General features: G+C 66.9%; 20 protein-coding genes and 1 pseudogene. 16 read left to right on the top strand and 5 right to left on the bottom strand.

Annotation, left to right across the window (positions count from 1 at the left end):
- Positions 1 to 57: 57 nt before the first annotated feature.
- Complete coding sequence (locus tag CHB74_RS09065) at positions 58 to 873, top strand: hypothetical protein (protein WP_089219320.1); 816 nt, start codon at positions 58 to 60, stop codon at positions 871 to 873.
- On the opposite strand, the gene CHB74_RS09060 is transcribed toward CHB74_RS09065, so the two are convergent.
- The 3 genes from CHB74_RS09060 to CHB74_RS09050 all read right to left on the bottom strand — a co-directional run bounded on the left by CHB74_RS09060 (position 866) and on the right by CHB74_RS09050 (position 5809).
- Positions 866 to 1588, bottom strand: a complete 723-nt coding sequence (locus tag CHB74_RS09060; RefSeq protein ID WP_089219451.1) for a DsbA family protein — start codon at positions 1586 to 1588, stop codon at positions 866 to 868. The genes CHB74_RS09065 and CHB74_RS09060 overlap by 8 nt on opposite strands.
- A 50-nt stretch (positions 1589 to 1638) precedes the next feature.
- On the bottom strand, positions 1639 to 3030 hold the full coding sequence (locus CHB74_RS09055; RefSeq protein ID WP_089219319.1) for a M48 family metalloprotease: 1392 nt from the start codon (positions 3028 to 3030) through the stop codon (positions 1639 to 1641).
- A 124-nt stretch (positions 3031 to 3154) separates the two neighbouring features.
- On the bottom strand, positions 3155 to 5809 hold the full coding sequence (locus CHB74_RS09050; protein WP_179220777.1) for an Rne/Rng family ribonuclease: 2655 nt from the start codon (positions 5807 to 5809) through the stop codon (positions 3155 to 3157).
- 457 nt (positions 5810 to 6266) lie between these two features.
- Here CHB74_RS09050 and CHB74_RS09045 point away from each other — a divergent pair, with 457 nt between their 5' ends.
- The 4 genes from CHB74_RS09045 (at position 6267) to CHB74_RS09030 (ending at position 12150) form a co-directional block, all read left to right on the top strand.
- Positions 6267 to 7574 (top strand): N-acetylmuramoyl-L-alanine amidase, encoded by a 1308-nt coding sequence (locus tag CHB74_RS09045; protein WP_089219317.1) that lies wholly within the window; start codon positions 6267 to 6269, stop codon positions 7572 to 7574.
- Between the two features lie 37 nt (positions 7575 to 7611).
- Positions 7612 to 10122, top strand: coding sequence for a penicillin-binding protein 1A (locus tag CHB74_RS09040; protein WP_425442258.1), 2511 nt, complete (start codon positions 7612 to 7614; stop codon positions 10120 to 10122).
- Between the two features lie 142 nt (positions 10123 to 10264).
- Complete coding sequence (gene prfB / locus CHB74_RS09035) at positions 10265 to 11392, top strand: peptide chain release factor 2 (RefSeq protein ID WP_089219316.1); 1128 nt, start codon at positions 10265 to 10267, stop codon at positions 11390 to 11392.
- Positions 11392 to 12150: a class I SAM-dependent methyltransferase gene (locus tag CHB74_RS09030; RefSeq protein WP_089219315.1), complete on the top strand. Its 759-nt coding sequence runs from the start codon at positions 11392 to 11394 to the stop codon at positions 12148 to 12150. Before prfB ends, CHB74_RS09030 begins: the two co-directional genes overlap by 1 nt.
- A 3-nt stretch (positions 12151 to 12153) precedes the next feature.
- Here CHB74_RS09030 and CHB74_RS09025 read toward each other — a convergent pair whose 3' ends face one another.
- Entirely contained in the window at positions 12154 to 12657 is a 504-nt protein-coding gene (locus tag CHB74_RS09025) for a JAB domain-containing protein (protein WP_218821411.1), read from the bottom strand.
- A gap of 37 nt (positions 12658 to 12694) precedes the next feature.
- Here CHB74_RS09025 and CHB74_RS09020 point away from each other — a divergent pair, with 37 nt between their 5' ends.
- The 9 genes from CHB74_RS09020 to CHB74_RS08980 are packed head-to-tail and all read left to right on the top strand — an operon-like array spanning position 12695 to position 22113.
- The gene (locus CHB74_RS09020; RefSeq protein ID WP_089219314.1) at positions 12695 to 13489 is read left to right on the top strand and encodes a thymidylate synthase; all 795 of its coding nucleotides are present in this window, start codon (positions 12695 to 12697) and stop codon (positions 13487 to 13489) included.
- Positions 13486 to 13962, top strand: coding sequence for a dihydrofolate reductase (locus CHB74_RS09015; RefSeq protein ID WP_089219313.1), 477 nt, complete (start codon positions 13486 to 13488; stop codon positions 13960 to 13962). The genes CHB74_RS09020 and CHB74_RS09015 overlap by 4 nt, the downstream gene beginning before the upstream one ends.
- Before the next feature lie 38 nt (positions 13963 to 14000).
- The gene (locus CHB74_RS09010; protein ID WP_089219312.1) at positions 14001 to 14942 is read left to right on the top strand and encodes a bifunctional riboflavin kinase/FAD synthetase; all 942 of its coding nucleotides are present in this window, start codon (positions 14001 to 14003) and stop codon (positions 14940 to 14942) included.
- Between the two features lie 36 nt (positions 14943 to 14978).
- Positions 14979 to 17840, top strand: a complete 2862-nt coding sequence (ileS, locus tag CHB74_RS09005; RefSeq protein ID WP_089219311.1) for an isoleucine--tRNA ligase — start codon at positions 14979 to 14981, stop codon at positions 17838 to 17840.
- On the top strand, positions 17833 to 18354 hold the full coding sequence (lspA, locus tag CHB74_RS09000; protein ID WP_089219310.1) for a signal peptidase II: 522 nt from the start codon (positions 17833 to 17835) through the stop codon (positions 18352 to 18354). Before ileS ends, lspA begins: the two co-directional genes overlap by 8 nt.
- The gene (locus CHB74_RS08995; RefSeq protein WP_089219309.1) at positions 18347 to 18769 is read left to right on the top strand and encodes a DUF3035 domain-containing protein; all 423 of its coding nucleotides are present in this window, start codon (positions 18347 to 18349) and stop codon (positions 18767 to 18769) included. The genes lspA and CHB74_RS08995 overlap by 8 nt, the downstream gene beginning before the upstream one ends.
- A 46-nt stretch (positions 18770 to 18815) precedes the next feature.
- The gene (locus CHB74_RS08990) at positions 18816 to 19781 is read left to right on the top strand and encodes an ABC transporter permease (RefSeq protein ID WP_245842770.1); all 966 of its coding nucleotides are present in this window, start codon (positions 18816 to 18818) and stop codon (positions 19779 to 19781) included.
- Positions 19781 to 20566, top strand: coding sequence for an ABC transporter permease (locus CHB74_RS08985; RefSeq protein WP_089219308.1), 786 nt, complete (start codon positions 19781 to 19783; stop codon positions 20564 to 20566). The genes CHB74_RS08990 and CHB74_RS08985 overlap by 1 nt, the downstream gene beginning before the upstream one ends.
- Positions 20563 to 22113: an ATP-binding cassette domain-containing protein gene (locus CHB74_RS08980; protein ID WP_089219307.1), complete on the top strand. Its 1551-nt coding sequence runs from the start codon at positions 20563 to 20565 to the stop codon at positions 22111 to 22113. Before CHB74_RS08985 ends, CHB74_RS08980 begins: the two co-directional genes overlap by 4 nt.
- Before the next feature lie 63 nt (positions 22114 to 22176).
- On the opposite strand, the gene CHB74_RS08975 is transcribed toward CHB74_RS08980, so the two are convergent.
- On the bottom strand, positions 22177 to 22878 hold the full coding sequence (locus CHB74_RS08975; RefSeq protein ID WP_089219447.1) for a TorF family putative porin: 702 nt from the start codon (positions 22876 to 22878) through the stop codon (positions 22177 to 22179).
- Between the two features lie 289 nt (positions 22879 to 23167).
- On the opposite strand from CHB74_RS08975, the gene CHB74_RS08970 reads away from it, so the two are divergent.
- Positions 23168 to 23512, top strand: coding sequence for a hypothetical protein (locus tag CHB74_RS08970; protein ID WP_089219306.1), 345 nt, complete (start codon positions 23168 to 23170; stop codon positions 23510 to 23512).
- A 133-nt stretch (positions 23513 to 23645) separates the two neighbouring features.
- Positions 23646 to 23755: pseudogene (locus CHB74_RS21600) on the top strand (IS5/IS1182 family transposase); the annotation flags it as partial.

Here is a 23755-nt window from a genome sequence, read left to right as displayed (position 1 = left end):
GTCCGGCCAAATCAAGATCGATAGATATCTTTAACATGCCCGTGTAAACATGCGGGCGTGAGCCTGCTACGGCGCCTCTTTTCGGGCAAGCAGCCCCCGGCGGACCCGATCGATCCGCGGCCGGCCCCTCGTTTTTCCGTCGATCCCGCACGGATGTTCGATCTGACGTTGACGTCGCGTCTCGCGCAACTTGCCGCCATCGATGTGCGCGACGATAGCTGGACAGACAGTTTCTTCGCAGCCGCATGGAATGCGGCGATCGCGCTGCCGGCGGCCGCACCGGAAACCGGACCCGACGGCTTTGCCTATCTGCGGATCGACATCCCTGAACCGGGCACCGTGTTCGACAGCCAGTCGCTCGCCCATCTCGCGCAGGATTGCGTCGACCGTGCCAGCGGCGTCGCGCTGTTCCCGCATCCCGCCGCCGATCGCCCCGTCTTCGTGATGTCGATGGGCTTGCTGGAGAGCCTGTTGCGCTACGGCGATTGGCGTGGCGACCCGGTCGACCTTGCCGAACAAGGACACGGCGCCGGCGGGGAGAGCGGCCCGATGACGTTGAAGGCAGGCGAAACGATACTCCGTGGCGCGCCTTCGTCCGATTATCTTTCGCCAGCGGCGGCGCGGGCGATGGCCGCGCATCTGGCCGGGAAATGGAACATGGCCCGGCCGCGCGTGGCATTGTTGGCAAACCCGGCCATGCGGCCGACGCGATCGCTCGTCATCAACCGCCGGCTCGCCAGCTTCGCCGATGAAGCCGACGCCCAATATTTCGCCCAGTGCGTGATGTGGCATTTGCCGCCATCACGCGCGCTGGTGTTCATGCCCGATGGCTGGGCCGAGGCAGACCTCTTCCCGCTCGGCGACTTTACTTGACCGCCTTCGCCTTGCGCGCGTCGGCAATCGCCTTCTTCAGCGTCTCATAGCCCACGGCGCCGGGCAGCAGCTGATCGCCGATGATGAAGGCCGGCGTGCCGCTCAGCTGGAGCGTGCGCGCCATTTCGAGATTGGCATCGAGTTCGGCCTGCACTTCCGCCGCCTTGCCGTCGCTGGCCACCTTGGCCGGATCGAGACCGACCTCCTTCTGCACGCGCGCGATCGTCGCCGGCGTCGGCCGCCCGGCGGCGTAGAGCTTCAAGTGGAAGGGATAGAAGGCACCCTGCCGCGCCGCCGACAGGCTGACCCGCGCGGCGGCATCGCTGGCATCGCCCAGAATCGGCAATTCGCGGAAGACGACCTTGAGCTTCGGATCCTCCTTGATCAGGCGATCGACCTCGGCAACGCTTTGCCGGCAATAACCGCAGGAATAATCGAAGAATTCGACGATCACGACATCGCCGTCACGGGCGCCGGCCCAGGCGGCCGCGAAGGGCGTTTCCAGCGCCTTGCGGTTGGCGTCGATCAGCTGGGCGGTCTGCTTGCCGCGCAGCCTTTCCATCGCCTCGGGAATGATCTCGGGATGCTCGAGGATATATTCGCGCACGATCGTCTCGATCGCCGCGCGGTCCTTGCCGGCGGGCGTCTCCGCCCCCTGCATCGCCGCAATGGCCACAATCGCGCCGCCGGTCAGCGCACCGATGATCCCCGCCACCCCATATCCCTTCATATTCGCTTGCATGGCGCCGGGCGCCCTTTCTTCGTTCACCGTTTCCGCTTTCGATCTTCCATCGCCTGGCGCGATGTCAACGCGATATCCTCCGCCCGCACATAATCGGGCGTTCCCTGCGGAATGCCGCGCATCGCGGTTTCGGCATTGCTGAGCGCCAGCTGCGGCTGGCCGATCATCGAATAGCGTTCGGCGGTCGCCAGCGCCGCGCGCGCGATATCGCCTTCCTGGCTGTAGACGATGCCGAGCTGATACCAGGCGAACGGATTGTCATTGTCGCGCGCCACGGCATTGCGCAGCACAGTCCGCGCCTCCGCCCGGTTGGCGGGATTTTCGGTGGCGATCAGCGCATGGCCCAGCAGCGACGCGATCAGCGGGTTGCCGCGCGTCGCCGCCACCGCTTCGCGCAGGGGCGGTATGGCATCGGCCGGCCGGCCCGATTCGAGCAGCACCTGCCCCTTGAGCTCAAGGAAATAGGGGTCGTGCGGCGCGCCGGCGACCAGGCTGTCGATCTCCGCCACCGCCTTGTCGGGATAGGCAGCCTTATGCCACGCATAAGCGCGCGCATAATGCGCCGGCACGCTGCGGTTGCTTTCGGGATATTTGGCGAGCGTCACCTTCGGTTCGTTGACGAAGCCGGCAAGTTTGCCCTTCACCCGCTGGAAACGCGCCTCCAGCGTGGGATCGGTGGGCCGGCTCCACGCCGGATCGCTTTTCAGCTCATTTTCCATCACCGCCGCGCGATCGGCCGACATCGGGTGGGTGCGGGCATAGGGATCGACGTCGGCGTAGCTCGACGACAGCCGGAACTCCTCCTTGCGCAGCTTCTGGAAGAAGGAGACCGAGCCTTTCCCCGAAACGCCCGCTTTCTTCATGAAGCTGGCACCGGCGGCGTCGGCGCTCGATTCCTGCGTGCGGGTGAAGGCGAGGAACTTGCTCATCGCCGCCTGCTGGCCGGCCGAAAGGATGCCCATGCCGGCTTCGCCCGCGCCCATTGCGATGGCGGCAGCACCCAGCAGCAGCGACAACATGCTGATCCCGTTGGCGGCGCTCGCCCCTTCGGAAAAACGCACGATATGGCCGCCGGTGATGTGGCCGACTTCGTGGGCGATCACGCCCTGCACTTCATTGGCATTGTCGGCGGCCGTGATCAGGCCGGAATGGATATAGACGATCTGTCCGCCGGCCACGAAGGCGTTGATCTCGGGATCCTGGATCAGGACCATCTGGACATTGCCCGGTTCCAGCCCGGCCGCGATCACGATCGGGCGGGCGAGATCGTTGAGCAGTGCCTCGGTCTCGGCATCGCGCAGGATCGATTGCGCCATCGCCGGCTGCACCAGCAACGACAGCGAAAGCAGCAGCGCAACCAGCCAGCGCGCGCATGCGGCGGCGGTTGCGGGGATCAGGCGAAGGGTGCGGCGCATCCCGCCGGGTCTCCCTTTATCCGCCTGAACAAAAGATGAAATGGCGACGGCCCCGATGCCGGGGTGGCCGGGACGCAACGCATCCCGGCCCCTTCCCTGCCCGAGGGCCGTCGCCTTCAGGCGATCAGTTCCCGAAGGTCCGCTGCCACCAGCCACGGCGCGGCGCTCCCGCTTCGGCCGCCACCGGCTCCGGCGTCGGCTCGGCGGGCGCTTCGGCCACGGCCTCGGCCTTGGCCGGCGCAGCCGCCGCCTTGGCCCGCGTCGTCCGGCGCTTCGGCTTGGCCGGCGCTTCCTCGGTTGCGGCCGGCGCCTCAGCTTCGGCTGCTGCCTCGGCAACGACCTCGGCCTTCTTCGGCGCGGCCTTGCGACGGGTGCGCTTCGGCTTTTCGGCCGGCTCCGCCTCGGCCACCGGCTCGGGTGCCACTTCGACGGGCGCCTCGGTCACCGCGACTTCGGCCTCGGTTTCCTTGCGCGCACGGGGGCGACGACGGGCACGCGGCTTGGCCGGCGCTTCCTCCTCGGTGGCCTCGGCCGGCGCAGGAGCGGCTTCCTCGACCGTCGGGGCGGGTTCTTCGACCGCCACGGCTTCGGCCGGCTCCACCGCAGCTTCATCCTCGACGGCTTCGGTCGCTTCGCCCTCGGCGGTCACGCCTTCCTCGCCACCACGGCGACGGCCGCCACGACGGCCACGGCGGCCACGGCGACGGCGGCCATCGCCCCGTTCGCCCTCGGCATCCGCCGTCGCTTCCGCGTCGTCAGCGGCATCCGCCGCCAGTTCGGCTTCGTCTTCGGCGGTCTCAGCTTCGCCAGCTTCGTCGGCTTCACCGGCCTCGGCCTCGGCCTCGCGCTCGACGCCTTCGCCATCCTCACGGCGGCCGCCACGACGGCGACGGCGACGGCGACGGCGACCATTGCGCTCCTCGCCACCATCACGCGCGTCGCGCGCGGTTTCGGCATCGGCCTCCTCGCCGATTTCCTCTTCTTCCTCTTCGTCCTCGATATCGAGGATGTCGTCATCCTCGGGCTCGATCGCGATCGGTTGGGGCAGGCGCGGCGCATAAGCCGGCGGCGGGCCCGAGGATTCGACCGTCATGCGCGCGCCTTCCAGCGAGCCATCCGACAGGATTTCGATCAGAACGCCATAACGCTCCTCGATCTCGCTGATTTCGGCGCGCTTGCGGTTGAGCACGTAAAGCGACGCTTCCTGGCTGGCGCGCAGCACAAGGCGCGAACCACGGCCCCGCGCGGCCTCGTCCTCCAGCATGCGCAGCGCGGACAGGCCGGCCGACGAAGCGGTGCGGACAAGCCCGGTGCCTTCGCAATGCGGGCACTGGCGGGTCGATGCTTCGAGCACGCCGGTGCGCAGGCGCTGGCGGCTCATTTCGAACAGGCCGAAGCTGGAGATGCGGCCGACCTGGATGCGGGCGCGATCGTTCTTCAGCGCCTCCTTCATCGCCTTCTCGACCTTCCGGTTGTTCGAGTTCGACTCCATGTCGATGAAGTCGATCACGACCAGGCCGGCCATGTCGCGCAGGCGCAGCTGGCGGGCGATCTCGTGCGCGGCCTCCAGATTGGTCGAAAGCGCGGTCTGCTCGATATTATGCTCGCGCGTCGATCGGCCCGAGTTGATGTCGATCGACACCAAAGCCTCGGTCGGGTTGATCACCAGATAGCCGCCCGACTTGAGCTGCACGATCGGCTGATACATCGCCGCCAGCTGATCCTCCACCCCGAAGCGCTGGAACAGTGGCACCGCGTCGCTATAGGCCGCGATCTTCTTGGTGTGGCTCGGCATCAGCAGCTTCATGAAGCTGCGCGCCGCGCGATAGCCGTCCTCGCCCTCGACGATCACCTCGTCGATGTCGCGGTTATAAATGTCGCGGATCGCCCGCTTGATCAGATCGCTGTCGCCATAAACAAGCGCCGGCGCCTCGGAATTCAGCGTATTTTCGCGAATCTCGTCCCACAGCCGGGCGAGATAATCGAAGTCGCGCTTGATCTCGGTCTTGGTGCGCTGCAGCCCCGCCGTACGGACGATGCAGCCCATCGTCTTCGGCAGGTTCAGTTCGGCCATGATCGACTTCAGCCGCTTGCGATCGGCCGCGTTCGAAATCTTGCGGCTGATCCCGCCGCCATGGGCGGTGTTGGGCATCAGCACGCAATAGCGGCCAGCAAGCGACAAATAGGTGGTCAGCGCCGCGCCCTTGTTGCCGCGCTCTTCCTTGACGACCTGGACCAGCAGCACCTGGCGACGGCGGATGACGTCCTGAATCTTGTAGCGACGACGCAGGTTCATGCGCTTGGTGCGCAGCGCCTCCACGGCGTTCTCGTCGCCACCGCCAGCCGAAGTCGGCTTGCGGCGCGGGGTTTCCTCGCCGTCCTCGCCATGATGTTCGCCATCATCGGCATGGTCGTCGTCATGATGATCCTCGTCATCATGATGATCGTATTCGGCTTCCTCGCGCTGGCGCAGCGCCTCTTCCTCGGCGGCGTGCTCGGCTTCCTCGCGGAGCAGCGCGTCGCGATCCTCCTTGGGGATCTGATAATAATCCGGGTGGATTTCCGAAAACGCCAGGAAGCCGTGGCGATTGCCGCCATAATCGACAAAGGCCGCCTGCAGCGACGGTTCGACGCGCGTCACCTTCGCCAGATAGATATTGCCCTTGAGCTGCTTGCGCTCAGCGGACTCGAAATCAAATTCCTCGATGCGGTTTCCCTTGACGACGGCCACGCGGGTTTCTTCCCGGTGGCGCGCGTCGATCAGCATGCGCATGGTCATTTATTATTCTCCGGGCGCGTCCGCTCTCCGCTAGTCCACGGCGCGGCGCGCGATATGAAAGGGGCGCCGGCAGCGGCATCATGTTGATGCCGCGCCCGGGCGCCCGGTTACGAACGTAAGACATTGCCTCTGCTGCATCGTCACGTCCGTCGCAGTGCGACAGGAAGGCGCCCCAAACCGACGCGCCAGCACCTTCCCAGGTGCGGCGGAGGTTCGGGAAATCATGACTCATGCAGCGTCAACCTAAATGTGGCCGCGGATGCGGCCCTGTTCCGAACGGGCCCTTCCATGCCGGAATGCGGGCAGCCGTGCGGATTGTTCGCTGCTAGCATCTGCATAAGCGCGGGGCAACCCGCGCGCGTTCAGCACGACGCACAATCGAGACCTTTGGTAAAGTAAGTGTTAGTGCCTATGCTTCAAGATTGACGAAGAACGCGCTACGGGGCGGGCACGACATATGATCTCGCGCATCGCGCAGGGCATCGGCCGCACGTTGGGCCGCCGCCCGGCACCAGAAGAAGAAGGGGAGACCCGGCCGATTTCCGCCTTGTTGCGTATCGCCTGCCTTGCGCTGCTTGCCTTGTTCGTCGCCGTGCCGATCGACGCGGCGTCGGTTCGTGACGTCGAGATCGTCGGCGACAGCATCACGCTGCGCTTCGACGCCCCGGTTGAGCGCGCCTCCGCCTTCACCGTCGATGATCCCCGGCGGATCGCGATCGATATCGTCGGCGCGCATGCCGGCACCGGCGGCAAGGCCGGGGGCCGCGTCGCGACGATCCGGCAGGCGCAGTTCGATGCCAACACGGCGCGCGTCGTGCTCGATCTCACCAGCCCCGCCATCGTCAAGGGCGGGGGCTTTTCCACCGACGGCCGCTCGCTCGTGCTCGAAATCGATCGCACGACGCCCGCCGCCTTCACCCGCAGCACCAAGGCCGCACGCCGCGTCTTCGAGCCCCCCGTGGCGGTCCGCGCCGCCGCGCCGAAGCGCAGCGACCGTTCGGCCGTCCGCGTTCCGCTCGACCGCGACCGCGCTGGCGGGCCGCCCCTGCCGCGCGTGATCGGCGCCCGGGGCACGGGCCGGCCGCTGGTGGTGATCGATGCCGGCCATGGCGGCCACGACCCCGGCTCCATCGCCGCCGACGGCCGGCAGGAAAAGGACGCCGCGCTCGCCATCGCCCTCGCCATCCGCGACGAACTGGTCGAATCCGGCCGTGTCCGCGTCGCCATGACGCGCGATCGCGATCGCTTCCTCGTGCTCGGCGAGCGGCGCGAAATCGCGCGGCGGCTGGGTGCGGACCTGTTCCTTTCGGTCCATGCCGACAGCGCCGCCAACACGGCCGCGCGCGGCGCCACCATCTACACCCTGTCCGAAGTCGCGTCGGACCGCGTGGCCGCTGCGGTCGCCGCGCGCGAAAATCGCGCCGACGTGCTCAACGGCGTGAATCTCGGCGGCGAGAATGAGGACGTGTCGTCGATCCTGTTCGATCTCGCCCAGCGCGAAACGATGAACATCTCGGCCGATTTCGCCACCCTGCTCCAGCGCGAAATGGCGACCAAGGTGTCGTTCAAGGACGAATTTCATCGCTTTGCCGGGCTGATCGTCCTCAAGGCGCCCGATGTGCCCTCGGTGCTGCTCGAAACCGGCTACATCTCCAATGACGACGACGCGAAGCTGCTCTTTTCAAAGGGCTATCAACGCGATGTTGCCCAGGGCGTGCGCCGCGCGGTCGAGTTGCACTTCGCCCGGCAACTGGCCAGCAACTGATCGCCTCCCTGCTGGCAAAGCCGCCTTAACCTGCTAGATGGCGCACAAGATGGAAGACGGGTCGCCCGAGAATTTGCACATGAAGCTCCGGCGCACGGGCGACGGCATCGGCCCGGCGATTCGTGCGCTATGGCAGCAACGCGCCGTCCGCTGGGCGAGCTATTTCGTCGGCGCGATTCTCGTGCTGTGGCTGGCCATCTGGCTGGTCTTCGCGCGCGACCTGCCCGACGCCGATCAACTGCTCGCTTACGAACCGCCACTGCCGACCAATGTGCGCGACATCAACGGCATGCCCGTCCACAGCTTCGCCCGCGAACGGCGCGTGGAGCTTGCCTATGACGAATATCCGCAGCAGCTGATCCACGCCTTTCTGGCCGCCGAGGACAAGACCTTCTTCTCGCACAGCGGCGTCGACCTGACCGGCCTTGCCGGCGCGGTGATCGACTATGCCTCCAAGCTCGGCTCGGGCGAGCGCGCCAAGGGCGGGTCGACCATCACCCAGCAGGTCGCCAAGAATCTCCTGCTTGGCGACGAATATTCGCCGACCCGCAAGATCAAGGAGATGATCCTCGCCTACCGGATCGAACAGGCGCTGACCAAGCAGCAGATTCTGGAACTCTACCTCAACCAGATCTTCCTCGGCCGGAACGCTTATGGCGTCCAGTCGGCCGCGCGCGCCTATTTCGACAAGGATGTCGATCAGCTCAGCCTGCCCGAAATGGCCTATCTGGCGATCCTGCCCAAGGCACCGGCCAATTATAACCCCGATCGTTTCGCGACCCGCGCGCTCGAACGGCGCGGCTATGTGCTCGCCCAGATGCAGGCCAATGGCTGGATCAGCGACGCTCAGCGCGCCGAAGCCGCCGCCGCGCCGCTCGGCACCGTCCACCGCGCCGCCGTCGTGCGGCGCGATATTGGCGGCTATTTCATGGAAGAGGTCCGCCGCGAACTGATCGAGCGTTATGGCGAAAGCGCCAAGGACAGCCCGCACAGCGTCTATTCGGGCGGCCTGTGGGTCCGCACATCGATCGACCCCAAGGTGCAGGCAGCGGCCGAAACCGCGCTGCGCGACGGGCTGGTCCGCTATGATCGCGGCAAGGGGTGGAGCGGGCCTTCGGGCAAGATCGACCTCGGCGATGGCTGGCCCGGCCGGCTGGCCGCGGCGCGCGTCGGCACCGGCTATGCCGATTGGCTCGCCGCCGTCGTCCTGTCCAAATCGGGCGGCAGCGCGGAGATCGGCTTCACCAGCGGCGAAACGGGCACGCTTTACGCGGGCGCCGCCGCCATGCCCAAGCGCGGCGTCGGCGGCCAGGCTTTCGATTTCATCGCGCCGGGCGACGTGATCGTGGTCAAGCGCGAGGGCGCGGGCTATGCGCTGCGCAACATCCCCAGTGTTTCGGGCGGCTTCGTCGCCGAAGATCCGCATAATGGCCGTGTGCTCGCCATGCAGGGCGGGTTCGACGTGCGCGGCTCCTCGTTCAACCGCGCCACGCAGGCGATGCGGCAGCCGGGTTCCAGCTTCAAGCCGTTCGTCTATGCCGCGGCGCTCGATGCCGGGATGACGCCGGCCTCGATCATCGTCGACGGCCCGTTCTGCGTTTATCAGTCGGCGCGCCTCGGCCGGAAATGCTTCCGCAATTTCTCGGGCGGCAATGCCGGCCCGCAGACGATGCGCTGGGGCGTCGAACAGTCGCGCAACCTGATGACCGTGCGCGCGGCCAGCCAGACCGGCATGGACAAGGTGGTCAAGACCGCCAAGGCGCTGGGCATCGGCGATTATCCGGCGGTCCTCGCCATCTCGCTAGGGGCCGGCGAAACCACCGTGCTCAAGCTGACCAACGCCTTCGCCATCCTCGCCAATAATGGCCGCGAACTGAAGCCGACGCTGATCGATTATATCCAGGATCGCGACGGCAAGACGATCTGGCGGGCCGATACGCGGCCCTGCGAAGGCTGCAACGCCAAGGATTATGATGGCGGCGCGATGCCCCGCCCGCGCCCGCGCGGCAAGCAGGTGATGGACGCGATGACCGCCTATCAGACCGTGCATATCCTGGAAGGCGTGGTCCAGCGCGGCACCGCCACCATCTTGCGCGATCTCGGCCGCCCGATGTTCGGCAAGACCGGCACGTCGACGGGGCCGACCAATGTGTGGTTCGTCGGCGGTTCGGCCGATCTCGTGGCGGGCGTCTATCTGGGCTACGATCAGCCGCGTTCGCTGGGCGGCTATGCCCAGGGCGGCACGGTGGCAGCACCGATCTTCCGCCAGTTCGCCCAGGCCGCGATGAAGGATATGCCGGTCGTTCCCTTCCGCGCGCCGCCGGGCATCCGCATGGTGCGCATCGATCGCAAGTCGGGCCGCAAGGTCTTCGCCGGCTGGCCGACGTCCGAACCCAAGGCGGCGATCATCTGGGAAGCCTTCAAGCCCGAAAGCGAACCGCGCCGCACCATTCGCCGCGAGGAAATCGACAAGCGCGCTGCCGAAACCAAACAGGCCACGCGCAGCGCCGACAGCGATTTCTTGCAAAGAGAGGGCGGGATTTACTAACCCGTCCGCCAAAATTATCTCCGTCGTCCCGGCAAGTGCCGGGGCCATGGTTCCTTCCGCACGCGATGCCATCGCCTGGGCAGGGAGACATTGATGCCAACCTGCGTTGGCATGGCGGCCTGCAGACACTCGGAGACCGATAATGCGCGCCGAAGCGCAAGCCTATGCCGACCAGATCAACGACGCGCTCGCGCTGCTCCGTCGCTTTCTCGATTGGGATCGCGCGCTCCGGCGGCTCGACGAGCTCAACAACCGCGTCGAGGATCCCAAATTGTGGGATGATCCCAAGGCCGCGCAGGAAGTGATGCGCGAACGCCGCCGGCTGGACGAGGCGATCACCGCCACGCGCGCGATCGAGACCGAGCTCAACGACACGATCGAACTGATGGAAATGGCGGAGGCGGAGGGCGACAGCGCGCTCGTCGACGATGGCGTCGCGACGCTTGCCGCACTCGCCGAACGGGCCGAGCGCGACAAGGTGCAGGCGCTGCTCGCCGGTGAGGCGGACGCCAACAACGCCTATATCGAGGTGAATGCCGGCGCCGGCGGCACCGAGAGCCAGGACTGGGCCGGCATGCTCCAGCGCATGTATGCGCGCTGGGCCGAACGCCATGGCATGAAGGTGGAACTGGTCGATTTCCATGCCGGCGAACAGGCGGGCATCAAATCCGCGACGCTGATGATCCGCGGCGAAAATGCCTATGGCCACGCCAAGACGGAAAGCGGCGTCCACCGCCTCGTCCGCATCAGCCCCTATGATTCGGCCGCGCGCCGCCACACCAGCTTCGCCAGCGTCTGGGTTTACCCGGAAGTCGACGACGATATCGATATCGAGGTGCTCGACAAGGATCTGAAGATCGACACCTATCGGGCGTCGGGCGCGGGCGGCCAGCACGTCAACACCACCGATTCGGCGGTGCGCATCACCCACGTCCCCACCGGCATCATCGTCGCCTGCCAGAACCAGCGTTCGCAGCACAAGAACCGCGCGGAAGCGATGAAGCAGCTGAAGGCGCGCCTCTACGAGCAGGAACTGCAGAAGCGCGAGGCCGAAGCCACGGCCGGCTACGAAGCCAAGACCGAGATCGGCTGGGGCCACCAGATCCGTTCCTACGTCCTGCAGCCCTATCAGCTGGTCAAGGATCTGCGCACCGGCGTCACCTCGACCTCGCCGTCGGACGTGCTCGACGGCGATCTCGACAGCTTCATGGCCGCCGCGCTGTCGCAGCGCGTGACCGGCGAGAAGGTCGACGTGGAGGATGTCGACTGATGCGCCTGGCGCTTGCCGGGGGGCTTTTGGCCGCATTGCTTGCGGCCTGCACCCCGGCTGCGCCGCGCGAGGATTCGGACGTGCGCAGCGATGCCTTTCCGGCCGCGCACCGCCCCGTCGCCCCAATCGTCTCCAGCCGCTATTCGACCGAGGAAGCGCGCGACCGGCTGCGCGAGGCGGATAATGTGATGACCCGATCGGGCGTCGCACGCGGCATGACGGTGGCCGATATCGGCGCCGGCGAAGGCTATTACACCATCCGCCTGGCGGCCCGCGTTGGCGAGGACGGCCGGGTGCTGGCCGAAGACATCGTTCCCGAGGTGCGCGATGCGCTGGCCGAGCGCGTCAACCGCGAGGCGCTGGACAATGTGAGCGTGCGGCTGGGCGAACCCGCCGATCCCAAGCTGCCGGCGGCCAGCTTCGACCGCATCTTCCTTGTCCACATGTATCACGAGATCGGCGCGCCTTATGAGTTCCTGTGGCGGATGCGCCCCGCGCTGCGCCCGGGCGGCCGGGTCGTCGTGGTCGATTCGGATCGGGCGACCAGCGATCATGGCACCCCGCCCGCGCTGCTCGACTGCGAAATGAAGGCGGTGGGTTATGTCCGCGTCGAACAGGTGACGATGCCGCAGGCGGGCGGCTATCTCGCCATGTATGAAGCGCAGGGCCCACGCCCAGAGCCGGACATGATCAAGCCCTGCGTGCTGAAGGAACCCGCCCCCGCCGCGCCGACGGCCGGCAATCCGCATGATCGCTAGGCGCTAAAGCAGCCCCATCGCGCGGAAGCTGCGCCAGCATCCGCCGCCCAGCACAAGATGATCGATCAGGCGGATATCGAGCACCGCCAGCGCATCGGCCAGCCGCCGCGTCGCGCACAGATCCGCCCGGCTCGGCGTCGGATCGCCGCTGGGATGGTTGTGCGCGATGATCACGCCACAGGCGCCGGCAAGGATCGCGTCGCGCGCGATCGCCCGAATCGGCACGTCCACCGTTTCCGCATCGCCCGGTGCCGGTGTCGAGCGGGCAAGCAGCCGCCCGGCGGCGTCGAGATGCGCCACGTGCAGCACCTCGCGACCGCCATCGGCCAGCACCGACGCGAACAGCGCGACCGCATCGTCGCTCGTCCCGATCGGCGCGGGCCATGGCCTTGTCGCTCCCATGGCCGATGATTCGATCAGCCCTGCGTCGCCGTCCACGCCATGCTGATCCGGATTCGCACCGCTTTGGATGAAGCCCGGAAGTGCCTCGGCGGAGAAACGGGGCACTTGGCGATGGCCACCGCACCCGCCATAAGCGGCGGCGATGGACAATTATCTCGCGCTGATCCGCCGCATCCTCGATGAAGGCGCCGAACAGGCCGACCGCACCGGCGTCGGCACGCTATCGGTTTTCGGGCACCAGATGCGCTGGGATCTCGCCAAGGGATTCCCGCTCGTCACCACCAAGAAGCTGCACCTGCGCTCGATCATCATCGAGCTTCTGTGGTTCCTGCGCGGGGATACCAACACCCGCTGGCTGAAGGACCGCAAGGTCAGCATCTGGGACGAATGGGCCGACGCGAACGGCGATCTCGGCCCGGTCTATGGCAAGCAGTGGCGCGACTGGGAGGGGCCGGGCGGCGTTCATGTCGACCAGATCGCGGCGCTGATCGACCTGATCAACCGCGACCCCGGATCGCGCCGCCAGATCGTTTCCGCCTGGAACCCGGCGGACCTGCCGAAAATGGCATTGTCGCCCTGCCACTGCCTGTTCCAGACGCATGTCGCCAACGGGCGACTGAGCCTCCAGCTCTATCAACGCAGCTGCGACGTGTTCCTGGGCGTGCCGTTCAACATCGCGTCTTATGCGCTGCTCACCCATATGCTCGCCCAGCAATGCGGGCTGGAGCCGGGCGAGTTCATCTGGACCGGCGGCGATTGCCATCTTTATTCCAACCATCTGGAACAGGCGCGCGAACAATTGAGCCGCGATCCCAAGCCCCTCCCCAAGCTCGTCATCAAGCGCCGGCCGGAATCGATCGACGCCTATGAGTATGAGGATTTCGCCGTCGAAGGCTATGAAGCGCACCCCCATATCGCGGCGCCGGTGGCGATATGACGCGGCCGCGCATCACCTTCTTCGTTGCCCGATCGGATAACAATATGATCGGCAAGGACGGCAAGCTGCCCTGGCGGCTGCCGGAGGATCTGAAGCGGTTCAAGGAACGCACCATGGGCAAGCCGATGGTGATGGGCCGCAAGACGTTCGAAAGCCTGCCCGGCCTGCTGCCCGGCCGGCGCCATATCGTGCTGACCCGCGACACCGGCTGGGCGGCCGCAGGCGCGGAAACCGCGCATTCGGTTGACGAAGCGATCGCGATCGCCGGCGATGTCGAGGAGATCGCGGTGATCGGCGGCGCGGAAATCTATGCGCTGTTCATGCCTTATGCCGATCGGATCGAGCTGACCGAGGTTCATCGCACGATCGACGGCGATACCAGAATGCCGCCGCTGGGTGCGGGCTGGCGCGTCACCGATCGCGAAATGGGCGGCCCCGATTTCGATTTCGTGACGATCGAACGCAACCGCTGATTGTGCCATCGGCCACGCTTTTCTATAGCCCTCGCGCGATGGAAAGGCTGACCAACGATGCGCCCCTGCCCGACCGCCTGCGCGGGGGCGTGATTGCGCTCGGCAATTTCGACGGCTTTCATCGCGGCCATCAGGCCGTGGTCGCGCGCGCGCGCGATCTTGCCCGGGCGGATGGCCGGCCGCTGATCGTCGCCACCTTCGATCCCCATCCGGTGCGCTTCTTCCAGCCCGATGCGGAACCCTTCCGGCTGACCACGCTCGACCAGCGCGAACGGCTGTTCGCCGGCGCCGGCGCGGATGCGATGCTGGTCTTCCACTTCGATGCGGAGCTGGCGAGCGAGACGGCCGAACAGTTCGTCGCCGAACGGATCGCCGCCCGCACCGGCGCGGCGGCGCTCGTCACCGGGCAGGATTTCACCTTCGGCCGGGGCCGCGGCGGCAACACCGCCGTGCTCGCCACGCTCGGCGCGGCGCACGGCATCGCCACCGAAGCGGTGGCGCCGGTGGCCGACGCGACGGGGCCGATTTCGTCCAGCCGGATTCGCGACGCGCTGAAGGCGGGCGATTGCGAAACGGCGACCGCGCTCCTCACCCGCCCCTTCACCATCGAGGGCCCGGTTCTCCATGGCGACAAGGTTGGCCGCCAGCTCGGCTTTCCGACCGCCAATCTCGACATGGGCAATTATCTGCGCCCGGCTTATGGCATCTATGCGGTGCGCGGGCATTTGCCCGATGGCCGCGTGGTCGGCGGGGCCGCCAACCTTGGCATCCGGCCGAGCTTCGATCCGCCCAAGGAACTGCTCGAACCCCATTTCTTCGATTTCGCCGGCAGCCTTTATGGCGATACGATCGCGGTCGAGCTGGTCTCCTTCCTCCGGCCCGAGGCCCGGTTCGACAGCCTGGAGGCGCTGCGCACCCAGATCGACGCCGATTGCGCCGAAGCCGAACGCCGTCTTGCGGCGGCACCAACGGTGCCCTAGTGCCAGCATTTCCTTTTCGCTGAGCCTGAAACCCCCATGTCCGACGCACCCGATTATCGCGAAACCGTCTTCCTGCCGAAGACCGCCTTCCCCATGAAGGCCGGCCTTGCCGCGAAGGAACCGGCGATTCTGGCGAAATGGGCGGCGGACGATCTTTACGGCCAGCTCCGCAAGACGCGCGAGGGCCGCGAACGCTTCATCCTCCACGATGGCCCGCCTTATGCCAATGGCGACATTCACATGGGCCATGCGATGAACAAGGTGCTGAAGGACATCATCGTCCGCAGCCAGTCCCTGCTCGGCAAGGATGCGCCTTATGTTCCCGGCTGGGACTGCCACGGCCTGCCGATCGAATGGAAGGTCGAGGAAGCCTATCGCGCGAAGAAGCTGAACAAGGATGAGGTCGATCCCGTCCTGTTCCGCGCCGAATGCCGCGCCTATGCCGAAAAATGGGTGGGCGTGCAGCGCGAACAGTTCAAGCGGCTGGGCGTGATGGGCGATTGGGACGATCCCTATCTCACCATGAAATTCGATGCCGAGGCGGCGATCGTCGGAGAACTCTTGAAGTTCGCGGAATCCGGCCAGCTCTATCGCGGCGCCAAGCCGGTGATGTGGTCGCCGGTCGAAAAGACCGCACTGGCCGAAGCCGAGGTCGAATATGAGGACATCACCTCGACCCAGATCGACGTGGCGTTCGAGATCGTTTCGACACCGCTGGCCGACCTCGAAAATTCTCACGCGGTAATCTGGACGACCACCCCGTGGACGATCCCGGTCAATCAGGCGATCGCCTACGGGCCGGAAGTCGACTACTCGCTGCTTCACCTCAATCGTGTGGACCAGAAGCAGGGCTCCGGGTGGGGCGAGGTCAGCCACGTGCTGGTCGCAACGGCTCTCATTGATGACGTCTGCGCGCGGCTCGGTATCGCCGATCATATTGTTGTCTGGTCGGGCAAAGGCACCGATCTCGCCGGCACCGTCGCCCGCCATCCGATGCACAAGCTCGGCGGCTTCTTCGCGAAGCCGCGTCCGTTCCTCGCGGGCGATTTCGTCACCACCGATACCGGCACCGGCCTCGTCCACATGGCGCCGGATCATGGCGAGGACGATTTCCTGCTGTGCAAGGCCAATGGCCTCGATCCGGTGTTCGCGGTGGCCGATGACGGCAAGTATCGCGAGGACTGGGCGTGGCTGGGCGGTCAGGGATCGGTCATCAACCCCAAGTTCAACGCACCCGACGGTCCGATCTGTTCGGATCTGCGCGAAGCCGGCGCGCTGCTCGCCGCCAGCTACGACTATAAGCACAGCTATCCGCATAGCTGGCGGTCCAAGGCGAAGGTGATCTTCCGCTGCACGCCGCAATGGTTCATCCCGATGGACCGGCCGATCAAGGACACCGCCATCCCGCGCTGCGCGGAGGAGGAGGCGATCCTCGCCCGCCAGTCCAACGCCGCGACCTTGCGCGAAACCGCGCTCGACGCGATCGAACGGACGCGCTGGGTGCCGGAGAAGGCGCGCAACCGCATCCACGCGATGGTCGATGGCCGGCCCGACTGGGTGATCAGCCGCCAGCGCGCCTGGGGTGTGCCGATCGCGCTCTATGCGAACCGCAAGACGGGCGAATATCTGCGCGATCCGGCGGTCAACGCCCGCATCGTCGAAGCGTTCAAGGCGGGCGGCGCCGATGCCTGGTTCACCGCCGATCATCAGGCGCTGCTCGGCCCCGATCACGCCGCCGCCGATTATGAGCCGCAGAACGACATTCTCGACGTGTGGTTCGATTCCGGCTCCACCCACGCCTTCACGGTCGAGGCGCGCTATGGCGAGGGCGTTCGCGCCAACCTCTATCTCGAAGGCTCGGATCAGCATCGCGGCTGGTTCCAGTCCAGCCTGCTCGAAAGCTGCGGCACGCGTGGCCGCGCGCCTTATGAAGCGGTGCTCACCCACGGCTTCGCGCTCGACGGGCAGGGCCGCAAGATGTCCAAGAGCCTCGGCAATGTCGTCGATCCGCTCAAGATCATCAACGAAAGCGGCGCGGACATTCTGCGCCTGTGGGTCGCCTCGACCGATTATTTCGAGGACGTGCGTATCGGCAAGGAGATCCTGTCGGGCACGTCGGACGCCTATCGCAAGCTGCGCAACACCTTCCGCTACCTGCTCGGCGCGCTCGACGGCTTCACCGATGCCGAGCGCGTGCCCGTGGCGGAGATGCCGGAGCTGGAACGCTATGTGCTCCATCTCCTCGCCAGCCTGGACGCCGAACTGCGCAGCGCCACCGATGGCTTCGAATTCAATGCTTATGCCCGCGCGCTGACCGATTTCGCCAACAACGATCTGTCGGCCTTCTTCTTCGATATCCGCAAGGACAGCCTCTATTGCGATGCCGCAGGATCGGTGAAGCGCCGTGCCTATCGCACCGTGCTCGACACGCTGTTCCACGCGCTCGTCCGTTATGCCGCACCGATCCTGTGCTTCACGGCAGAGGAAGTGTGGGCGACGCGTTATCCGGACGCGGCCAGCATCCATCTGCAGGAATGGCCCGTGGTCGATGCCGGCTGGGCCGATGACGCGATCGGCGCGAAATGGGATCGGCTGCGCCAGCTGCGCGCGCTCGTCACCGAAGCGGTCGAACCGCTCCGCCGCGAAAAGCAGCTCGGCTCCAGCCTTGAGGCGGAGATCACGCTGGCGCTGGGCGATGCCGGCGATCGCGCGCTCGTCGCCTCGGTGCCGTTCGACGAGATCTGCATCGTCTCCGCACTTGCTGTTGCCGAAGCCGCCGAAGGCGTCGCCGTCGCCGTCACCGCGCGCCACAAATGCGGCCGTTGCTGGCGCCATCTGCCCGAAGTGACGCAGGACGGCACGCTCTGCGCCCGCTGCGACGAGGTGGTGAATGGCTGAACAACGCGCGTCCCGTTCCCGCCGCAAGCTCGGGCTGATCACGGCCGCGATCATCTTCCTGTTCGATCAGCTGCTCAAATGGGTGATGATCGGCCCGCTCGACCTGCAAACCGTGCGTGAGATCGAGCTGACGTCCTTCTTCAACCTGCGCTGGGTTGAAAATTACGGCGTTTCGATGGGCTTTCTCACCGCCGGCAGCGCGCTGGAACGCTGGCTGCTCGTCGGCATGACGGCCACCATCGCCACCGTCGTCCTCGTGTGGATGTGGCGCGAAAAGAGCCGGCCCGACACGATCGCGCTCGGCCTCGTCCTCGGCGGCGCGCTCGGCAATATCGTCGATCGTGCACGCTTCGGCTATGTCGTCGATTTCCTTGGGCCGCATATTGGCGACTGGTATCCGTTTTTGGTCTTCAATGTCGCCGATGCCGCCATTACCATCGGTGTCCTGCTCCTCGTGCTGCGCGCCTTCCTGACGCGTGACCGATCCGATCCTGCGGAGAAATTGAATGCGTAAGATTGTCCTCGTTGCGGCCGCCACCGCCTCGCTGCTGGCGCTTTCCGCCTGCGGCGGCAAGCAGGGCGGCGTTTTCGCGGGGCGCAGCGGGCCGGACGAGTTCGCCGTCGCCCGGCAGGCGCCGCTGGTGATCCCGCCCGATTTCGCGATGGTTCCGCCCAAGCCCGGCGCGCCGCGCCCGATGGAGGCGGATTCGTCCACCCAGGCGCTGCAGGCGATGTTCGGCGGCCAGGCCCCGCGCAGCGGCGCGGAAAGCGGCCTCGTCAACCAGGCCGGCCAGTCGGGCGCCCCGGCGATCCGTTCGCAGGTCGCCGATCCCGCCACCACCGTGGTCGACAAGGGCGCGGTGACGCGCGACATCCTCGCCGCCCCGGAAGGCCCGGGCCAGGAAGCCACGGCCACGACGCCGCAATAAGGGCAAGGGCGCTGCACCCGGCGGCCCTCCACCCTCGCTCCGGCGGATGCGGGCGGCCCGCGCCGCCACCGCCGGACCAACACAGCGCCCGATGCGCCGGCTGATCCTCCGCCGCCTCGTTTCGGCGGTGCCAACGCTGCTCGCCGTCGTCATCCTCTCCTTCGTGCTGATGAAGCTCGCGCCGGGGGGGCCGTTCGACGGCGAACGCGCGCTCGATCCCGCCACCCAGGCCGCGCTCGCCCGCGCTTATGGCCTCGATCTGCCGCTGCACGAACAGATCTGGCGCTATCTATCGCGGCTGGCGGTCGGCGATTTCGGCCCGTCGCTGGTCTATCGCGATTTCTCCGTCACCGATCTCGTCCGACAGGGCCTGCCCGTCTCGCTCACCCTCGGCGCGCTGGCGCTGGCGGTGGCGCTCGTCCTCGGCATCGGCGCCGGGCTGCTGGCCGCGTCGCGCGCCGGTCGCCCGCTCGATCATGCCCTGATGCTGGCGATGACGCTGCTGACCGCGCTGCCCAGCTTCGTCACCGGGCCGCTGCTCGCGCTCGTCTTCGCGCTGTGGGCCGGGTGGCTGCCCGTCTCCGGCTGGGGCGATGGCGATGCCGCCCATCTCGTCCTGCCGGTGATCGCGCTCGCGCTTCCCGTGGCGGGTGCAATCGCCAAGCTGGCCCGCGCGGGGCTCGCTACGACGCTCGCGCAGGATCATGTCCGCACCGCGCGGGCACGCGGGCTTGCCCCCATCACCGTCCTCGTCCGCCATGCGCTGCGCCCGGCGCTCGTCCCCGTCGCCAGCTATCTTGGCCCGGCGGCGGCGGGCCTGCTAACGGGCGCGGTGGTGATCGAAACGGTGTTCGCGCTGCCCGGCCTCGGCAGCTATTTCGTGCAGGGCGCATTGAACCGCGATTACCCGCTCGTGCTCGGCGTCGTCACGCTCTACGCCGGGCTGATCCTGCTGTTCAACCTGCTCGCCGACCTGATCTACGGCTGGCTCGATCCCCGGATCCGCGGCTGATGTTCACGCGGCTGCCGATCATCCTCCTCGCCCTGATTCTGCTGGCCGCGACACTCGGGCCATGGGCGTTGCCGTGGCGGCATGACGTCATCGACTGGTCCGCTGTCCGCGTGCCACCCGGCAGCCCCGGCCATTGGCTCGGCACCGACGCGGTGGGGCGCGACCTGCTTGCCCGCGCGCTTGCCGGCACGCGGATCACCCTGCTGGTCGCCGCCGCCGCCGCGATCGTGTCGCTCATCTTCGGCGTCGCCTGGGGCGCGATTGCCGGCTGGCGGGGCGGCAAGGTCGATGAAGTGATGATGCGCATCGTCGACGGGCTCTATGCCCTCCCCTTCATGTTCGTCGTGATCCTGCTGATGGTGCTGTTCGGCCGGTCGATCCTGCTCGTCTTTCTCGGCATCGGCGCGGTCGAATGGCTGACGATGGCGCGCGTCGTGCGGGGGCAGGTGCTGGCGCTGCGCGAACGCCCCTTCGTCCTCGCCGCCGAAGCCGCCGGCGCGCCGCCGATCACCATCATCCTGCGCCATCTCCTCCCCAATCTCGCCGGCATCGCCATCGCCTATCTGTTGCTCACCATCCCGCAGGTGGTGATGATCGAAAGCTTCCTCTCCTTCCTCGGCCTCGGCGTGCAGGAGCCTGCGACATCGCTCGGCATCCTCGTCAAGGAAGGCGCCGACGACATGGATATCGCGCCGCATGCCCTGCTGCTGCCCGGCGGTATCCTCGTCGCCATCCTCGTCTCGCTCACCCTGCTTGGCGAACGGCTGCGGGACCGCTTCGCATGACCGTCTATGCGGTCGAACGGCTGGCTATCCGGGCGGGCGATCACACCATCGTCGAAGATGTCGGCTTCACGATCGCGGCGGGCGAATGCGTCGCGCTGGTCGGCGCATCGGGATCGGGCAAGAGCCAGACCTGCCTCGCCCCCTTCGGCCTGTCCCCGCTCCGCGCTCATGGTTCGGCCCGGCTTTGTGGCGAGGAGTTGATCGGCACCGACGAAGCGACGCTCCGTCGGCTGCGCGGCCACCATGCCGGTTTCGTCTTCCAGCAGCCGCTGACCGCGCTGACCCCGCATCTCAGGATCGGCGCACAACTGGCGGAAGCATGGTCGCAGGCCGGGGCGCCGCGGCCCGATCGGCGCGAGCTCGCAACTCTTCTCGCGCGCGTCGGGCTCGATCGTGCTGACGAGCGCCTCGATCAATATCCCCATCGCCTGTCGGGCGGGCAGCGCCAGCGGGCGATGATCGCCGCCGCGATCGCCCATCGGCCGAAACTGCTCGTCGCCGATGAACCGACCACCGCGCTCGATGCCAGCCTGCGCCGCGGCGTGCTGGCGCTGCTTGCCCAATTGCGTGCCGAGGATGGATTGGCGCTGCTCCTCGTCAGCCACGATCTGCCGGCCGTTGCCGAACATGCCGATCGGGTGGTCGTGCTCGAATCGGGGCGCATCGCCGAAGCCGGACCGGCGGCGCGCGTGTTCACCGCGCCCCAGGCCGATTATACCCGCGCGCTGATCGCGGCGAGCCCACGCCTCGCCGATCCCGCCCCCGCTTTGCCCGCCCCCGGCGCGCCGCTGATCGCCGCGCGCGACATCGCCGTCAGCTTCCCGCTGCCCGGCTGGCGGCGCGGGCGGCTGGCGGCCGTCGACGGCGTTTCGCTCGATCTGCGCGCCGCCGAGGGGCTGGCCATCGTCGGTGGATCGGGATCGGGCAAGTCGACGCTCGGTCGCGCCATCGCGCGGCTCGGCCCGATGGATGGGGGGCAGATCACGTGGCGCGGCAAGCCCTGGCCGTCACGGCGCGACATGACCGCGCAGCATCGCCGCCTGATCCAGCCGGTGTTTCAGGATCCGATCGCCAGCCTCGATCCGCACTGGAAGGTGGCCGACATCATTGCCGAGCCCCTTCGGCATCTGCGCCCCGATCTCGATACCGCGACGCGGGCCGAGCATGTTGCCCGCGCGCTCGATGACGTCGAACTGGGGTCCGACTTCGCCACCCGGCAACCGGCCCAATTGTCGGGCGGGCAGGCCCAGCGCGTCGCCATTGCCCGCGCGCTGGTCGCGAGCCCGGAGGCGCTGCTGCTCGACGAGGCAACTTCGGCGCTGGACGTGCTGGTCGCCGGGCGCGTGCTCGATCTGCTCGAACGGCTCCAGCATGCCCGCCAGCTCGCCATCCTGTTCATCACCCACGATCTTGCCGTCGCGCGGCGATTGTGCGGACGGATCGCAGTGATGGACGCCGGCCATATCGTCGAACAGGGCGCGTTCGACGACGTGGTGCGCGCGCCCCGCCATCCGGTCACGCAGGCGCTGGTGGCCGCCAGCCCATGAAAATAGGGGCCGCGGTCGCCCGCAGCCCCTGCTTCCTGTTCGCGAACTGCTTCGGGGTCGTGCTTAGAAAGCGAAACCGACCGAGAAGACCACGCCGGCATCGACGTTCGGCAGGTCGCCAAGGTCGGTGTCGACATATTGGATGCCGGCCGTGATCGCGCCGAAGGTGGCCGACGCGCCGATCGCCCATTCGGTATAGCTCGACGGGCCGAGATCCTGGTTGCCGAGACGGCCGGTCAGCGTGACCGGCGTGTTCGGGATCGCCGCCGAAAGCTGGCCGTAAAGATAGACATAGTCTTCGTTGCCGGTGGCATCCGACGACGGCGCCCAGTTCACGCCGCCCTTGGCCGTGACCGGGCCGAAGGTGTGGGCGACCGAGACATAGGGCTCGAAATAGTCGCTGTCGCCATGGCCGCCGGGATAATAATAATAGACGACCGCCGCATCGACCGTGGTGCCGGAAGCGACCTCGCCGGTCCAGCCGGCGTAAAGATCGATTTCCCATTCGCCATAGGTGTCGGTGTCGTCGAGGTTCGACATCCAGGTGCCGCCGTAAAAGCCGCTCGAATGGCTGAGCGTGAGCGTCGGCTGGATGGCAGGATCTTCATCCGAAAGCGAAATGCCGCGGAAGCGATAGTCCGAAACCGCGGTCACACCGCCGCTCAGCGCCCAGTCGCTCGTCGATTCGGCTTCATCAGCGGCGAATGCCGGCGCGGCGGCAACGGTAAGCGCCAGGGCCGAAAGACCCATTACGAATTTGCGCATGAAACGTGTCCCCTTCTTGTGCTCGCGTTCCATCCTGCGCCGTCGGCGTCCGGCCTCATTTTCGCGCGATCGCGCGGCGGGCGGACTTCCTCTGAACGGCCTGTTTGTGCCCACTCCCCCGGCGCTGCACAAATAAAATCGCCAGTTACATTGCGGTAGTGAGACAAACTGTTGCTGCATCGCAACAGATGATGACCCCTTTGCCGCCCTGGACAGTGCCGGTGGTTAGCCATTCCTTAGCGGTCGGCCGCTAACATCCGGTTGATTTTCGACACCGGGGACGGAGCCATTGTTTCAATCCGCGCAGCGATCCGCCGCGAGCACCGACGACGCCGCGCAACGGCTCGGGCGGCTGGTCGGCGCGCTTGGCCTGGTCGAACAACTGGCCGGTGAATCGCATGAGCTGCCCGCCGATCCCATCGCCATCGCCGCCGGTTATCGGCAGGCGGGGCCGATCGCGCGCCGCCGCTTCGACGCGCTGATTGCAGAGACCGCCGCCTTCGCCGCCGCCGGCATCGAAATATTGCTGCGCCAGCGTCAGGGACGCGGCGAATGCCGGGTCGCCGCCGCGCGCCTTGCCAACGAAATGCGCGCGGCGATTGCCGAAATGATCGCTTTGGTCGGCCCCCGCTAGAGCGCTTTCCAAGCAGGTGGAATCACCTGCTGATTCGGAAAATGCGGTAAACAAAGAGCTTAGGCTGTAGTGACATTTTAGGGATTCACGTTGGACTGGATTTCTGATTCAACGCTGGCTTTTGGAGGTTGGCGTGGAAGGGGAAGTGCTGCGGGACGATCAGTGGGAGCGATTGCGAGAGTTTGTTCCGGGCGGCCGCAAGGGTAAGCGCGGCCCGCGCAGTGATGGCAGACTGTTTCTCGA

The organism is Edaphosphingomonas laterariae (assembly GCF_900188165.1).
GTDB lineage: Bacteria > Pseudomonadota > Alphaproteobacteria > Sphingomonadales > Sphingomonadaceae > Sphingomonas_E > Sphingomonas_E laterariae.
Note: the sequence above shows the minus strand (reverse complement) of the source record. Positions and strands in the feature narration are given on the sequence as shown.

Excerpts from the sequence above, each read along its gene's own strand:
- CHB74_RS08980 (WP_089219307.1), top strand. The coding sequence starts at position 20,563 with ATGACCGTCTATGCGGTCGAACGGCTGGCTATCCGGGCGGGCGATCAC.
- CHB74_RS09045 (WP_089219317.1), top strand. The coding sequence starts at position 6,267 with ATGATCTCGCGCATCGCGCAGGGCATCGGCCGCACGTTGGGCCGCCGC.
- CHB74_RS08975 (WP_089219447.1), bottom strand. The coding sequence starts at position 22,878 with ATGCGCAAATTCGTAATGGGTCTTTCGGCCCTGGCGCTTACCGTTGCC.
- CHB74_RS08990 (WP_245842770.1), top strand. The coding sequence starts at position 18,816 with ATGCGGGCGGCCCGCGCCGCCACCGCCGGACCAACACAGCGCCCGATG.
- CHB74_RS09015 (WP_089219313.1), top strand. The coding sequence starts at position 13,486 with ATGACGCGGCCGCGCATCACCTTCTTCGTTGCCCGATCGGATAACAAT.
- CHB74_RS09020 (WP_089219314.1), top strand. The coding sequence starts at position 12,695 with ATGGACAATTATCTCGCGCTGATCCGCCGCATCCTCGATGAAGGCGCC.
- CHB74_RS09030 (WP_089219315.1), top strand. The coding sequence starts at position 11,392 with ATGCGCCTGGCGCTTGCCGGGGGGCTTTTGGCCGCATTGCTTGCGGCC.
- CHB74_RS08995 (WP_089219309.1), top strand. The coding sequence starts at position 18,347 with ATGCGTAAGATTGTCCTCGTTGCGGCCGCCACCGCCTCGCTGCTGGCG.
- CHB74_RS09050 (WP_179220777.1), bottom strand. The coding sequence starts at position 5,809 with ATGACCATGCGCATGCTGATCGACGCGCGCCACCGGGAAGAAACCCGC.
- CHB74_RS09010 (WP_089219312.1), top strand. The coding sequence starts at position 14,001 with ATGGAAAGGCTGACCAACGATGCGCCCCTGCCCGACCGCCTGCGCGGG.
- lspA (WP_089219310.1), top strand. The coding sequence starts at position 17,833 with ATGGCTGAACAACGCGCGTCCCGTTCCCGCCGCAAGCTCGGGCTGATC.
- CHB74_RS08985 (WP_089219308.1), top strand. The coding sequence starts at position 19,781 with ATGTTCACGCGGCTGCCGATCATCCTCCTCGCCCTGATTCTGCTGGCC.
- CHB74_RS09040 (WP_425442258.1), top strand. The coding sequence starts at position 7,612 with ATGGCGCACAAGATGGAAGACGGGTCGCCCGAGAATTTGCACATGAAG.
- CHB74_RS09055 (WP_089219319.1), bottom strand. The coding sequence starts at position 3,030 with ATGCGCCGCACCCTTCGCCTGATCCCCGCAACCGCCGCCGCATGCGCG.
- ileS (WP_089219311.1), top strand. The coding sequence starts at position 14,979 with ATGTCCGACGCACCCGATTATCGCGAAACCGTCTTCCTGCCGAAGACC.
- prfB (WP_089219316.1), top strand. The coding sequence starts at position 10,265 with ATGCGCGCCGAAGCGCAAGCCTATGCCGACCAGATCAACGACGCGCTC.